The following is a 13,250-nucleotide window of genomic DNA, read 5'->3' as shown; positions in this document are numbered from 1 at the left end:
CGGTGTAGCCCATAAGGCGCACAAGCGCTGTGATAATAACGGCTTTTACCGTTAACAAACCCGCCAGCATGGCCAGAATGAGCCATGTCTGTGTGGCCAGTGCACCGAAATTTATCCCCATGCCGACCGCCATAAAAAAGAGGCCAAGCAACAGCCCGCGGAACGGCATGATATCCACTTCTACCTGATGACGGAATTCGCTTTCCGACATCAAAAGCCCGGCGATAAAGGCACCCATCGCCATCGACAGGCCGATGCTCTCCATGAACCAGCCAAAGCCAAGGACGAGAAGCAGGGCAAAGCCGGTAAAGACCTCAGGCGTTTTGTTGGCTGCTACCATGCGAAAAAGCGGGTTAATCGCCAGTCTTCCGGCAATAACGACGCCCGCGAGGATGGCCATTGTCTCAAGGATCGCGAGGCCGAGCGATGCCCCGACCGTGGCTTCCCCCTTTGCCAGCAAGGGGACCAGCGCCAGCAATGGGACGACGGCCAGATCCTGCAGCAACAGAATGGAGAAACCCGCGCGGCCCCATTGGCTGGAAAGCTGGTTTTTAGCTGCAAGCAACTGGATGCCGAATGCCGTGCTGGAAAGCGCAAGCCCCAAACCGACCAGCGCAGCGGTGGCGGGCTCAAGTGGCAGGGCGGCGTAAGCGATGAAAGAGAGCACAGCGCCGGTGAGCAGTAATTGTGCAGAGCCAAGGCCAAATACCTGTCGCCGCATCACCCACAGCCGGGCGGGTTTCAGTTCAATACCGATCAGGAACAGCAGGAACACCACACCAAATTCGCCAAGATGGGCGATCTGGGTCGGGTCGTGAATGAGGCCAAGCCCCCATGGGCCAATGAGCATGCCGCCCACCAGATAGCCAAGGATGGCGCCGAAGCCAAGGCGGGCAAAAATCGTTGCAGACAACACGGCGACGGCCATAAGGGCAAGGATTTCAATGAGCATGGCATCTTGGTGCATGGCGGTGAAAACCCTTTTTACCAGCGTGAGTTAGCAGGGTGACTTAGCGGATGGGTATAGTCTAGTGCCTGCCTGCTCGCAGGTAAACAGGGATGTTGTGGTTAGCTCACGCTATCTTTTGCTGTGCTTTGAGCTCACTTGGGTTTTGCCCGGTCCAGCGTTTGAACGCGCGGGAGAAGCTGCTGGCTTCAGAAAAACCCACAAGATAGGCGGTTTCGTTCACGGATACCTGCTCCCCGTTCAGATAATGTAGGGCCATGGTGTGGCGAAGCTCATCCAGAAGCGTCTCAAAGTTGATGCCTTCCGCACGCAGCTTGCGGTACAGCGTCTGGCGGCTCATGTTCAGCTGTACCGCAATGTCATCCATGCTCACTTCGCCGGTGTGAAGGAGCGGTAGCAGCGTATTTTCTACCCGGCCGCGCACGCTCGAAGCGCCTTCCAGCTTTTTCATCAGGGCGTCGGCCATATTGCTCAACACGCCAAACATATAGCGGTTGGTGGGCTGGATTTCGACACCGAGCCATGTGGGGTCAATGCGGATGGCGTTACGGTCAGCGCCAAAATGCACCGGCACGCGGTAAATGCGGTCATAGGCTTCTACATGGTCGGGGCGCGGGTGTGTGACATGAATTTCCTGCGCGAAGGGTGCATCACCAAAATGGCGGCGGTAATCACACACAAAGCGGGCGAAGGTGCTTTCGCTCAACTCCGGGAACTCATTGGGTTCAGGCCGGTTGTCCTCGATCCACACACCGCTTTCAAGCTGAGCGAGGTTGAAGCGTGCCTTGCCGCCGCTTTCCACATCAATCACCAGCCGGGCATAGCGGCTCATTTGCATGAACGCTTCGCCCATGGTTGCAGCAGAGTGGCATATCAGCCCAACAACAGAATGCCGCTCGATCGGCTCTGCGGCGCCGAACTCAAGCGCAAGCGCAGGGTCGCCGCACATGTGCTTCGCGGTGCGCATAAGGGTGCGGTAATTATCAAGTGGTACCCGGTTGTCAGGGTTGAGCAAGAGCGCAGGGGCTATATCTGCTGCCGCCAGAAGTGCATCTTTATCAGCCCCTTTTGAAATTGCGAAACTCAGGAGCGACTGCGCAAGCCCTGCAGAAACTGTCCCTATCATCTGTTTTCCCTCGCTATGCATATGCGCCTCTCTCGTGCGCTTGGACCGCTACCTTAGCCGTGCATGATACCAAAAGCCAAATTTTTGATCCTTGCAGTCATGGGCTGGGATGCATATCTCTGGTTATATCGAAAAGATATAATAAAGTGCCGGCGCAGACCGGCAAAGACGCGAGGAAACAACATGACAGATTACGCTTCCGCACAGCCTGTCGCGGCACCGCCAAAACGCGCCCGCAACTGGCTCTCCCTTTCCGCCAAAACATGGTTTGTGGTCACGGCCATCGGCCAGTGGCTGTTCGTATTATACATCATGGGCTTTTACGGCACCCGCTTTGTGAACGGCGGTGTGGCCGGTTTCGCCGATACCCACCTGCCCAATGGTTATGTTGAGGGAGATACGGTGGGCAATATTGCCATCGTGACCCATATTTTGGTGGCCGGGCTTATTATTGCCGCCGGGCAGCTACAGCTTATTCCCGCTATTCGCGCAAAAGCCCCGCGCCTGCACCGATGGGCGGGTCGGTTCTACATGGTGGCGTCCGTGGCAGTCAGCATTGCGGGGGCTTACCTCGTGTGGTCGCGCGAGCGGGTTATCGGCTCGTTTATTCAGGATGTCGCGCTCACGCTCGATGGTGTGTTGGTGGTGGTGTTCGCCTATCTCGCCTACAAGTATGCTCGTCAGCGCGATTTTGCCGCGCACCGGCGCTGGGCGCTCAGGCTTTTCATGGTGGTGAGTGCCGTGTGGTTCCTGCGGCTCATGATCTTCGGCTGGTTTGCCGCCACCGGCGGTATCGGGATCGACGCGGAGACCTTCTCCGGTCCGTTCCTCTATATCACCGCTTTTGCGCAGTATCTGCTGCCGCTTCTGGTGCTTGAGGTGTATTTCCGTGCCGAACGCCCCCAGAACAAAGCCATGCGGCCGCATGTGGCCGGGCTTGTCTTTGTGATGACCGGTTTGATGGCCTTTGGCATCGCTGTTGTCAGCGCGGGGTTATGGATACCGCGTATATTCTAGCGCTTATGACGCGGCGCGGCGGCTTGCGGCGGTGAGGATACCCGCACCAATCAAAAAGCTGCCGCCAACGCGGTCCACAGTCGCGCGGAAACCGGGTCTTTCAAACCGGGCCCGCAGGCTGCCCGCTGTCATGGCCCACATCACGGTATTCAGCCCGGCAAGGCCGATGAAGGTAGCCTCAAGCAGGGCAAACTGAGGCAGCAGCGCGGCGGTGGGGTCGATAAACTGTGGCAGGAAGGCAGTGAAAAACACCATCCCCTTGGGGTTTAGCGCGGTGACGATGTAGCAGCGCCAGAATACGTGCCGGTCCCGCCCAAGGGTTTTTGAAGCCTCCGGCAGCGCCTCACCCGCCTTGGCGCCACGCCACATCTTGAGACCAAGCCACACAAGGTATGCCGCCCCGATATATTTGATGAGCGTGAACAAGGTGGCGCTTGCGGCCAATATGGCACCAGCCCCCAGAAGCGACACGGTCATGGCGGTAAAGTCACCGGCCATCACGCCGGTGGTGGAGGCCGGAATGCTGCGTTTGCCCTGGCTTAGCGCAAAGCTCACCACCATCATTACTGTGGGGCCGGGGATCGCCACCAATATGGCGCTGGTGACAGCAAATGATAACCAAAGTTCAAATGACACGTCTGCCTCGCTTGTTTATTGCCTTCCTGCTGCCATCAGGCCATGTTTGTCTTTAAGGCGCAAGACTGAAAGCCTGAATTGGGGGAGGGTAAATTGGCAACTGACGCACCCATGAGCTGTAGTTGCGGCAAGGTCACCGGCATGATCCGTGGCCTGTCGCCTGCTTCCACAAACCACGTGCGCTGCCCGTGCGATGCCTGTCAGGCTTATGCGCATTATCTGGGCCGGGCAGATGACATGCTGGACGAGGGCGGATATTCCAACATCTTCCAGATGAACCCGCGTGATTTTGAGATACATCAGGGGCATGAGCATCTCGCAGCCGTGCGCATCACAGATACCGGCCCGGTCAGGTGGTATGCAGACTGCTGCAAAACCCCGCTTGGCAACACTTTCCCCCGTGGGGGCATGCCTTTCCTTGGGGTGCTGCCCATATGTATCGGGCACAAGGGCACCTCAAGTGCGGTGGTGGATCTGGTTGGCCCCGTGCGTGCGGTGGGATTTGAGAAACCGCCCATCCCGCTCGGCTCACGCCTGCGCACCATGGGCATGATCATGCGGCTGTTCACCAAAATGGCGATCTGGCGCATCCGCTTCGGGAAAAGCTGGAAACCGTTTTTTGACGAGCACACCCTGCGCCCGATCAGGAAACCCATCAAGCTGACCGACGCTGAACGCGAGGCCCTCGCAGCTAAGGTGATCTAATTCAATGGTCACTCCCGGCGAGCCGCGACAGCGGTGAGGGAAGGGAGTCCAGTCTGATGCTGTATGATCGCCAGATTACATGGATTCCCGCCTTCGCGGGAATGACCGGTTGTATATTTCGTTCATACCTCTCTCATGCTCACAGCCATGGCCTGGATTCCCGCCTTCGCGGGAATGACGCTGCGGGCGGCATTTTCTTGACATCTGCACGCCCTCACCGTACGCCCAAATCCATGTTCTGGAATAGTTCAAAAGATGTGGTGAAAACCGCTGATGCGGTGGAAGGCAGCTTTGTCTATCGGCAGGCGCCTGCGGCCATGCGGCCCTACCTGAAGCTGGCCCGGCTTGACCGGCCCGTGGGTGCGTGGCTTCTGTTGTGGCCGTGCTGGTGGTCGCTGGTGCTGGCGGCGGATGCGGGTTTCACGCTCATGCACGCCTATCTGCTTCTTTTGTTCGCCATTGGTGCGCTGGCCATGCGCGGCGCGGGCTGCACCTACAATGATATTGTAGACCGGGATTTTGACGGCGCTGTTGAACGCACCAAATCCCGGCCCATTCCTGCGGGCGAAGTAAGCCTGAAAGGCGCGTGGGTGTTTCTTGTGTTCCAGTGCCTTATCGGCCTTGCTGTTCTGCTGCAACTCGGACCTTTCGCCATTTTAGTGGGCCTTGGTTCCCTTGTCATGGTGGCCATTTACCCGTTTATGAAGCGTATCACAGGCTGGCCGCAGGCATGGCTTGGCCTGACCTTCAACTGGGGTGCGCTTATGGGGTGGGCTACGATCCGGGGCGAATTGTCGGCGGCGCCGCTGTTGCTATACTTTGGTGCGCTGTTCTGGACCTTGGGTTACGACACCATATATGCCCATCAGGACAAGGAAGATGATGCGCTTATCGGCGTTAAATCTTCAGCGCTCACGCTGGGGCGGAAAACCAAACCGGCGCTCGCTGTATTTTACAGTCTTTTTATAATTGGCCTGATTGTCGCGGGAAGCCTTGCCAATCTTGGATTTATCTATTACATCGGCATCGCGCTTGCGGGTATTCACCTCGGTGCACAGGTGGTGCGGGTCGATATTGATGATGCTGGCCTCTGTTTAAAAGTTTTCCGCTCGAACATCGCATTCGGCTGGATCGTCTTTGTGGCGCTCATTCTTGGGCAGCTCACAGCCTGACCCGGCGGGTGTGGTGCGACGGCATCTCCCCAACCATTAGGCCAAGGACCAACATCCATGGATATCAAGAAAATCTCCGTTGGCGAAAACGCTCCCTGGGACGTGAATGTCATCATCGAAGTACCCGCCGGTACCGAACCGGTGAAATATGAGCTGGATAAAGAATCGGGCGCGCTGTTTGTCGACCGTATCATGCACACCAGCATGCGCTACCCCTGTAACTATGGTTTTATCCCGCATACGCTTGCAGATGATGGCGACCCGGTCGACGTGCTGCTTGCCAACCGTACGCCGATTATGCCCGGGGCTGTTGTGCGCTGCCGTCCGCTTGGTGTTCTGATTATGGAAGACGAGGCAGGCATGGACGAGAAGCTTCTCATGGTACCCGTCGATAAGCTGCACCCGTTCTATAGTAACGTGAAAAGCTATGAGGAACTGCCCGAGATTTTCCTTCAGCAGATTTCCCACTTTTTCGAGCATTATAAAGATCTCGAAAAAGGCAAGTGGGTGAAGATCAAAGGCTGGGAAGGTCCGGAAGTGGCCGCCGACCTGATCCGTCAGGGTATTGAGGCCGAGAAAAACGCGTAAGGTGCTTTCCCGCAACAGAATTTGAAAAGCCCGGCCAATTCGGTCGGGCTTTTTGCGTTTTTGCTGAATATTCCTCGTTATTCATCTTGTATGCACGGCATGACTTGCCAAGACTTTACCTCTCAGGCGACAGGAGGAAGTTTTGAAAAGCATAAAAAAAATGATCACTGGTGCGGCCTTGATGAGCCTTTCGATAGGCGCTGGCGCGAGCGCATTGCCAGAGCAAACAGAAGCGCTGATTGAAGATCTGATGACCGAGCACTCGGTGCCTGGCCTTGCCCTAGCAATCATTGAAGACGGTGGCGTGCGTGTGCGCAAGACCTTTGGTTACGCCAAGGTGGAGGAAACGCAAGAACTGGATGAAGACACGGTGATGTATGCGGCGTCCCTTACCAAGCTGGTGTTCGCCGTTTATGTGCTTCAACTCGTGGACGAGGGTGTGCTGGACCTTGATCGTCCGATAAGTGAATATTTGTCGAAGCCCTTGCCTGAATACACTGGGGAATCAGTTCTTGAAGATTATTCCGACCTGCAGGGCGATCCGCGCTGGGAAAAGCTGACGCTTCGCATGTTGCTGTCACATACAACCGGCTTGCCGAATTACAGGTTTTTCACGCAGGAAGGGGAGTTTGACCGCGATGGGAAACTGCAGTTCTACTTCGAGCCTGATGAGCGCTACGGTTATTCGGGCGAAGGCTATTATATCGCGCAGCGGGTGGTGGAAGAGGCGACAGGCTTCGACACTGCAGCAGAACTCAGTGCAAGATTTTTTACCCCCCTTGGCATGACACGAACGAGTTTGATCTGGCGGAATGACTTCAAGCCCAATTTCGCCCATGGCTATAATGTGGAGGGCGACAATTTGCGGCATAATATGCAATCCAACGTGCGGGCGGCCGGGTCAATGGATACAACGTTGCATGATCTTTCAAGCTGGGTTGCGGCCCTGACAGGCGGCAAGCTACTTTCCAGAAACGTGTTTACTCAGTTGACCGGTGCTGGTTTCCCCATCGCGTCCCGCCATCAATTCCCGACGCTGGACCCGGCCCCTTATGCCGCGAACCGTGATATCAACCTTTCTGCCGGGGTTGGTACAGTTAATTGGGTTGGACCTCAAGGACGTGCTTTTGTTAAAGGTGGGCATAATGAAAAAACAGACAATCTGATCGTTTGCCTGATTGAGAAGGCGCACTGTGTTCTGTTGATGTCGAACACAGCAAAAGGCGATCTGATTTTCCCTCAAATCGTAGAAGCCGTGCTAGGGTCAACGGGGCTACCCTGGACATGGGAATATACTTCACTGGCCGGGGCAGAGTGATCCGGATGGAGGGGGCTGCAGCAGTCGTGGATCACACCGCTGAGGGATGCCTTCCTGCCTGCTATCGCCACAGCATCAAGGGCATCATGTCCCAGTACCAAAGCACCAGACAAAACTGAAAAACCGCGATCGCGGCTATCCCATGCAGGGTCTCAATGCGGCTGCGATTTTTGGTATGGATAATCTTTGTGTGTGCCGCCAGCATGGACACGGGCAAAGCAATACTGACTGCAGCCAGGGCCACGCTGGCGAGGGTCATGTCGCCAAGCGCTGTAAACGGTTGCAGGAAAAAAAACGGTATGGGAAGCAGCAGGCTGACGATACCTGTGAAGGCCATGCCTTCGGCGCGGATAAATGCCGCCGCTTTGTGCTGGATAAAAGCAACCGCGCCAAAACCGGCAAACCACAGAATTCCCACGCTACACAGCGCTGCACTGGCCCACAGGCCGAAGATAAGCGAGGGGTTGACCTTTTTATAAGTGCGGAAACCGTCGCTGATAAGTGGGTTGTCCTCTTCGTCCAACATCAGCACGTGTGAGGTGACGTTTCGGTTTCGGGCTGAAAGCAAGCGTTCGCCGACAGGGCGCAAGACACGGGGGTCACCGCTCCACGGGCGCATAAGCAGGTTGCCGGATCGCCACTCAAGTTTCTGGTAGGAAAACATCACATCAAGTAGGCGAAAACTGTCAAACCTGTTTGGTGCCAATATATAATGTCCGTTCCAGTCGCTGGCGTCCGCCGTTGGCAGGTCATCTGCAGGGGCTGCGGGAGCTTCAAGGTTGAGAGACGCGGCAATGCGGCCATAAACGCGCGCGTAATCTGCTGTCTCGCTGTCGGTGTTGATGCTCACAAAGAAAGCTTTCTGCTCTCTTGGGTATATACAGAGTATGCTGGCGTAGCCGATTATATTGCCTGAATGGCATTTACCAAGGGCACCAAAACGGTCGTATGTGCTCATGCCCAAGCCATAGCCTGCCATAAGGCCGTTCCAGCGTGCCTCGGTTGTGTGGGGCACGCCGCGCGCGGCCATAAGCTCAGGCGTGATGAACGTCTTGCTACCGAGTGTACCGTCAGACATAAGGAATTTTGCATAGGTTGCCATGTCGGCCGCCGTTGTGGAGAACTGGCCCGCCGGGCGCAGCATGACTGGCTGTGCTGCGACGGGTTTGCCGCCATCCGTGTGGCCCCATGCCAGCGCCATGTCGGCAGTGGCACCGAGCTGTGTGGTAAAATGGAAGGTGCTGGAATTCATGCCGAGCGGTTTCAGCAGCTTGTCATCCAGATAATTCTCATATCGCTCACCGGTTACCGTCTCAATCAGTAGACCAAGCAGCGCATATCCGCTGTTGGAATAGGAGAACCGCGTGCCGGGGCGGGTGTGGGCCTTCAATACCTCCGGGCTGCGTTCAAACGCGTATATAAGCGGCGTATCGGGTGATATGTCGTTGCTGAACATCTGCCAAAGCCGGGCGTCGTCAAACCCTGACGTGTGATCGAGAAGGTGGCGTACCGTCACCCGCGATTGTGGTGCCCACTGGTTTTGTATATTGAGGGCGGGCATATAGTGCGTCACTGGTCTATCAATATCCAGGTGGCCGGTGCTGGCGAGGTGCAAGATGCCCGTTGCAAGGAGACTTTTGGTCACCGAACCTACGTGGATGCGGGATTCGTCGTCCATGGGCGTATGGTCGGCCATGTTGGCGTAGCCGGCGGCTGAGGTCGTTACCTTGTCGTGCTCAAGGGTGGCCCACACCATGCCAGACAGTCCCTCGGCTTCCAACTCATGCGCGACATCAGCTTCGAGCCTTGCCGCATTGGTGGCTGAGGAGACAAAAACCAAAACGGATGTAATAGCTATAAAAAGCCACGACAGGGGTCCCTGTTGGCCACCAGATAATCTTGTCATTTCCTCGCCCTCAGTCCTGCACATTTTGTAGTGCACGCATTATATTTATATCGATTTGATATAGGGGCGAAGGTGAATATGCGCAAGGGGAAAACAAAAGGCACCTGCAAGGATGCCATTTGTTGCGAGTGTTCAGTCTGATGCAGACCTTAGCTTTGCGCAGTAATGAGGGTACCACTTCTGCATGCCGCGCATAACATAGTACTCCAGGTTGGGGAACTCATGCACAAGGGCATTTGCCCAGGTTTTGATGGGGGAAGCGCAAAGGTTTGCCAGCAATGCAAAGACGCAGGCGTCAATGTAGGTTGGACTGTCGCTGAAGAACCAATCTTCTTCACCGAGCATGATGGAAAGGGCCTCCAAGTCGGAATGGAGAAAAGCTTTTATCTCAGCCTCGCTGTGGCGGCTGAAGCCATTCAGATGCAAGGTTTGACGCACCTGGCTGCGCACTGTCTCTGCTACTTCGCTCGGAGCGTTGGCAAAGAAAATGGCGCGAGTCTGTGCCCAGCCTGCATCGGTGTGCCAGCGAAAATACAACAGCCCATAGCGGGTGCGTTCCTCAACCATACGGCACAGCGCGTGCCCCATTGCCTGTTCTGTCGTGCTAAGGGTACCGTTCAGATTTACACCGAACTTGTTTTCCAGATGTTGCCGGATCATTTCGCTGTCTTCAATGATCGTGCTGCTGTCTTCCAATACCGGGAGTTTGGCTTTTGAGAATTTTGTGAAATCTTCCGGTACGGCAGGCTCGTACTCCATATCGGCAATTTTGAACAGGATGTCGGCTTTACAACAAAATGGACTCATATTGAACATGCCGTCACCAGTTGGAAAGGCATGGAGTTTCAGTGTTGTCTTCATTGTTTTGTCCCTCACTAATCGTGACTGGTTTCAGTGGGGGAACTGTATTGGCTGTATCCTGCCAAATAATGTCAGTGTATTTGGTGCCTTTTAAAAAGGCCGGCCCTTGTGCTGCCCGGTAGCCGAAGTTGCTGGATGTTACCAATCGAAGCTATCGATTTCCGTACGGCGAAGAACCCGCCTGTAGGGCGCGGGAGCGGCGCGTGTGGCAGTGTGCATAACCCGGTCAAAAAGCCCACTGCGGCCGCGCGCGCTGCGCACAAGCCGGGCGACAGACGGGGTCGTGGGGATCAGGAACAGAAGGCCGATCACAAAAAATATCAATCCAAAGGGAATTGGCGTCAGCATGCCAATTATACCTATGAAGCAGAATGCACTGCCGACAAGGCGGCATAAAATGCGTATCATGCTTGGGTCTCCAATCGCTGTCTAAGGCGCTATAGCGCTCGTCTATTTATAACATAAAGATAATGTAGCTTAACAAAGGCATCAAGATGTCCCAGAAAGATATCGCGATATACTCACATTGTTGCAAATGAAACTATTTGGGGATATGTGACTCAGTTATGATTTTTCCGCTGTGTTCCCGGTGCTTTGGCCTTGTTGGTCGACGTCGGATATCAGGTTTTATGTTCGGGAGGTATACATGAAAAAAGTATATGAGACAGCCGGATCAGCGCTTGACGGGCTGCTGTTTGACGGAATGACGATGATGGCGGGGGGCTTCGGCCTTTGCGGTATTCCAGAGAATTTGATCTCAGCAGTCCATGCCGCAGGGGTAAAAGACCTGACTGTTATTTCCAATAACTGCGGCGTGGACGGCTTTGGTCTCGGTGTTCTCCTGGATGCCAAACAGATAAAAAAAATGATCTCGTCCTACGTAGGGGAGAACAAAGAATTTGAACGCCAGTATCTTGAAGGCGAGCTTGAGTTGGAATTTAACCCACAGGGCACTATGGCCGAGCGCATTCGCGCGGGCGGGGCAGGCATTCCGGGGTTTTATACCAAAACCGGTGTTGGTACGCTGATCGCCAAAGGCAAGGAGCATAAGGATTTTGCTGGCGAGACATATATTATGGAAACCGGCCTGACCGCAGATATTTCCTTAGTGAAGGCGTGGAAGGGCGACACAGAGGGTAATCTGGTATTCCGTAAAACGGCGCGCAACTTCAACCCGATGATGGCAACGGCCGGCAAGGTGACGGTAGCGGAAGTCGAAGAGTTGGTTGAGCCAGGTGAGCTGGATCCGGATAATATCCATACACCGGGTATCTTTGTGCAACGCATTGTCAAAGGCACCTTCGAGAAGCGTATTGAACAGCGCACAGTTCGTAGCCGGGGAGACGCATAATGACTGACGAAAACAAAGGCTGGAATCGCAACCAGATGGCCGCCCGCGCTGCCCGTGAGCTTGAGGATGGGTTTTATGTCAACCTGGGTATTGGTATCCCCACCCTTGTCGCGAATTATATCCCCGACGGAATGCAGGTGACGCTGCAAAGCGAAAACGGCATGCTTGGTATGGGGCCGTTCCCTTATGAAGATGAAGTGGACCCGGACCTTATCAATGCTGGCAAGCAGACTATTACTGAACTGCCGACCTCAAGCTATTTCTCAAGCGCGGACAGCTTCGGCATGATTCGGGGCGGTCATATTGACCTGTCAATCCTTGGGGCTATGGAAGTGGCGGAGAATGGTGATCTCGCCAACTGGATGATTCCTGGCAAGATGGTCAAGGGTATGGGTGGCGCGATGGATCTGGTCGCTGGCGTGAAGCGCGTGGTGGTGATAATGGATCACACCAATAAAGCTGGGGCATCAAAGCTGCTCAAGGCCTGCTCACTCCCTCTGACCGGCGCTGCGGTGGTTGACCGCATCATCACCGGGCTGGGTGTGTTTGATGTGGTTGAAGGTGGCCTCAAGGTCGTCGAACTTGCAGACGGTGTCACAATCGATGACGTGACGGCTGCAACCGAGGCTACTCTCCTGGCGTAGTTGCCCGTTTTTTTCTCCGGTCTGGAATTCAGGCCGGAGAGGCTTCAGTCGTTGGTGAGGCTGTTATCCACCAGCGGTCTATAAACAAACCCAAGCTTGCCCATCGCGTTGGAAAGTGCGTCAAGCGTGGTTTGTGGCAGATGGCGGCTGCAGGCAATATATATTGGCAGTGCGGGCAGTGCGGTGATGCTGTTGATAGGTACAAGCTTCTCAATATCAGGATTTTCGTTTTTCGCGAAATGCCATTGGTCTTCCGGGACAATGGTATAGTGCGCACGGCCTGCAAGCAGCATGTTTAATAATTGAAGGTCTGTCTTCCCCGTGCGCAGTATCCACGGCGAGGTCTGCGTGGCCAGTATGGCATCGACCTCGTCACCGTATACACCGCTCTCCAGTAGCGAACCAATAAGCGACTTATCCTGAACCAGATTGGCAAGTGAACCATGGGCCCGGATTTTAGTCGCCTCCTGAGGTACCGCTACTACGAGGTCACCGGGTACTATATCAAAAATATAGGGTAGGAAGCTCCACTGGGCAGCGCGATCCGGGGTGCGCAAGCGGCCTGTAGTACAGATCAGACGCCTACCATCGTTGAGCATGCGCGCCTCTTCGTCGATACTGGAGGGGTACCATGCAACCTTAAAGCCGGCGAGGCTGACGATCTTTTCTATCTGATCGGCATAGAGACCTGCAGGTTGGCCGTCAACGATGCGTAAGTGAGGAGGGTAGTTATAATAGGTCACGACAAGAGGTGCCCGCTCCTCGGCAAGGACGGGAGCGCTCAGCGTCAGAAGTAATCCAGCAATCCATAACAGAGATTTCATATATTATTTTCAACCGCCCCACACGGAAAAGAAGGCGAACACTTAATGATTTTTCCCACCGGATCAAGCATCAATTCAAAAACCTTGCAGGGTACCGTTCGTTGCATCATTGTTATACACTGTCTGAAAGTACGA

At 55.0% G+C, this 13,250-nt stretch carries 14 protein-coding genes; 7 read left to right on the top strand and 7 right to left on the bottom strand.

All coding sequences use genetic code 11. The features are described 5' to 3' along the window. Both ACN0VM_RS13375 and ACN0VM_RS13370 read right to left on the bottom strand, forming a co-directional pair. Positions 1-967: monovalent cation:proton antiporter-2 (CPA2) family protein (locus ACN0VM_RS13375; RefSeq protein WP_417451391.1), on the bottom strand; the 967-nt coding region annotated here is incomplete at its 3' end. Between the two features lie 106 nt (positions 968-1,073). Next, on the bottom strand, positions 1,074-2,093 hold the full coding sequence (locus ACN0VM_RS13370) for an AraC family transcriptional regulator (protein WP_417451390.1): 1,020 nt from the start codon (positions 2,091-2,093) through the stop codon (positions 1,074-1,076). 183 nt (positions 2,094-2,276) lie between these two features. Here ACN0VM_RS13370 and ACN0VM_RS13365 point away from each other — a divergent pair, with 183 nt between their 5' ends. Then, positions 2,277-3,110, top strand: a complete 834-nt coding sequence (locus tag ACN0VM_RS13365) for a DUF2306 domain-containing protein (protein WP_417451389.1) — start codon at positions 2,277-2,279, stop codon at positions 3,108-3,110. A 3-nt stretch (positions 3,111-3,113) separates the two neighbouring features. Here the strand turns inward: ACN0VM_RS13365 and ACN0VM_RS13360 are convergent, their stop codons facing one another. Further along, complete coding sequence (locus ACN0VM_RS13360) at positions 3,114-3,746, bottom strand: LysE family translocator (RefSeq protein ID WP_417451388.1); 633 nt, start codon at positions 3,744-3,746, stop codon at positions 3,114-3,116. Positions 3,747-3,839: 93 nt separating this feature from the next. Here ACN0VM_RS13360 and ACN0VM_RS13355 point away from each other — a divergent pair, with 93 nt between their 5' ends. The 4 genes from ACN0VM_RS13355 (at position 3,840) to ACN0VM_RS13340 (ending at position 7,529) form a co-directional block, all read left to right on the top strand. Beyond that, on the top strand, positions 3,840-4,451 hold the full coding sequence (locus tag ACN0VM_RS13355) for a DUF6151 family protein (protein ID WP_417451387.1): 612 nt from the start codon (positions 3,840-3,842) through the stop codon (positions 4,449-4,451). Positions 4,452-4,684: 233 nt separating this feature from the next. Continuing rightward, positions 4,685-5,623, top strand: a complete 939-nt coding sequence (gene ubiA, locus ACN0VM_RS13350; RefSeq protein ID WP_417451393.1) for a 4-hydroxybenzoate octaprenyltransferase — start codon at positions 4,685-4,687, stop codon at positions 5,621-5,623. A 57-nt stretch (positions 5,624-5,680) separates the two neighbouring features. Then, on the top strand, positions 5,681-6,211 hold the full coding sequence (gene ppa / locus ACN0VM_RS13345; protein ID WP_417451386.1) for an inorganic diphosphatase: 531 nt from the start codon (positions 5,681-5,683) through the stop codon (positions 6,209-6,211). Between the two features lie 142 nt (positions 6,212-6,353). Continuing rightward, on the top strand, positions 6,354-7,529 hold the full coding sequence (locus ACN0VM_RS13340) for a serine hydrolase domain-containing protein (RefSeq protein ID WP_417451385.1): 1,176 nt from the start codon (positions 6,354-6,356) through the stop codon (positions 7,527-7,529). Positions 7,530-7,590: 61 nt separating this feature from the next. On the opposite strand, the gene ACN0VM_RS13335 is transcribed toward ACN0VM_RS13340, so the two are convergent. From ACN0VM_RS13335 to ACN0VM_RS13325, 3 genes are all read right to left on the bottom strand, one after another. Continuing rightward, positions 7,591-9,435: a serine hydrolase domain-containing protein gene (locus ACN0VM_RS13335; RefSeq protein ID WP_417451384.1), complete on the bottom strand. Its 1,845-nt coding sequence runs from the start codon at positions 9,433-9,435 to the stop codon at positions 7,591-7,593. Between the two features lie 132 nt (positions 9,436-9,567). Then, the gene (locus ACN0VM_RS13330; RefSeq protein ID WP_417451383.1) at positions 9,568-10,296 is read right to left on the bottom strand and encodes a glutathione S-transferase family protein; all 729 of its coding nucleotides are present in this window, start codon (positions 10,294-10,296) and stop codon (positions 9,568-9,570) included. Positions 10,297-10,434: 138 nt separating this feature from the next. Then, the gene (locus ACN0VM_RS13325) at positions 10,435-10,704 is read right to left on the bottom strand and encodes a hypothetical protein (RefSeq protein WP_417451382.1); all 270 of its coding nucleotides are present in this window, start codon (positions 10,702-10,704) and stop codon (positions 10,435-10,437) included. A 238-nt stretch (positions 10,705-10,942) separates the two neighbouring features. Here ACN0VM_RS13325 and ACN0VM_RS13320 point away from each other — a divergent pair, with 238 nt between their 5' ends. Together ACN0VM_RS13320 and ACN0VM_RS13315 are read left to right on the top strand one after the other, a co-directional pair. Beyond that, positions 10,943-11,647 carry a CoA transferase subunit A gene (locus tag ACN0VM_RS13320; protein WP_417451381.1) on the top strand — a complete coding sequence of 235 codons (705 nt, stop codon included), beginning with the start codon at positions 10,943-10,945 and terminating at the stop codon, positions 11,645-11,647. Next, on the top strand, positions 11,647-12,291 hold the full coding sequence (locus ACN0VM_RS13315) for a CoA transferase subunit B (protein ID WP_417451380.1): 645 nt from the start codon (positions 11,647-11,649) through the stop codon (positions 12,289-12,291). Before ACN0VM_RS13320 ends, ACN0VM_RS13315 begins: the two co-directional genes overlap by 1 nt. Positions 12,292-12,335: 44 nt before the next feature. On the opposite strand, the gene ACN0VM_RS13310 is transcribed toward ACN0VM_RS13315, so the two are convergent. Then, positions 12,336-13,115, bottom strand: coding sequence for a substrate-binding periplasmic protein (locus ACN0VM_RS13310; protein WP_417451379.1), 780 nt, complete (start codon positions 13,113-13,115; stop codon positions 12,336-12,338). Positions 13,116-13,250: the final 135 nt, after the last annotated feature.

Source organism: Kordiimonas sp. (assembly GCF_048260245.1).
In the GTDB taxonomy this organism is placed as follows: domain Bacteria; phylum Pseudomonadota; class Alphaproteobacteria; order Sphingomonadales; family Kordiimonadaceae; genus Kordiimonas.
This window is presented reverse-complemented; position numbering and strand designations above follow the sequence as displayed.

Coding starts and splice junctions, on each gene's coding strand:
- ACN0VM_RS13370 (WP_417451390.1), bottom strand. CDS start 2,093: ATGATAGGGACAGTTTCTGCAGGGCTTGCGCAGTCGCTCCTGAGTTTC.
- ACN0VM_RS13365 (WP_417451389.1), top strand. CDS start 2,277: ATGACAGATTACGCTTCCGCACAGCCTGTCGCGGCACCGCCAAAACGC.
- ubiA (WP_417451393.1), top strand. CDS start 4,685: ATGTTCTGGAATAGTTCAAAAGATGTGGTGAAAACCGCTGATGCGGTG.
- ppa (WP_417451386.1), top strand. CDS start 5,681: ATGGATATCAAGAAAATCTCCGTTGGCGAAAACGCTCCCTGGGACGTG.
- ACN0VM_RS13335 (WP_417451384.1), bottom strand. CDS start 9,435: ATGACAAGATTATCTGGTGGCCAACAGGGACCCCTGTCGTGGCTTTTT.
- ACN0VM_RS13330 (WP_417451383.1), bottom strand. CDS start 10,296: ATGAAGACAACACTGAAACTCCATGCCTTTCCAACTGGTGACGGCATG.
- ACN0VM_RS13325 (WP_417451382.1), bottom strand. CDS start 10,704: ATGATACGCATTTTATGCCGCCTTGTCGGCAGTGCATTCTGCTTCATA.
- ACN0VM_RS13320 (WP_417451381.1), top strand. CDS start 10,943: ATGAAAAAAGTATATGAGACAGCCGGATCAGCGCTTGACGGGCTGCTG.
- ACN0VM_RS13315 (WP_417451380.1), top strand. CDS start 11,647: ATGACTGACGAAAACAAAGGCTGGAATCGCAACCAGATGGCCGCCCGC.
- ACN0VM_RS13310 (WP_417451379.1), bottom strand. CDS start 13,115: ATGAAATCTCTGTTATGGATTGCTGGATTACTTCTGACGCTGAGCGCT.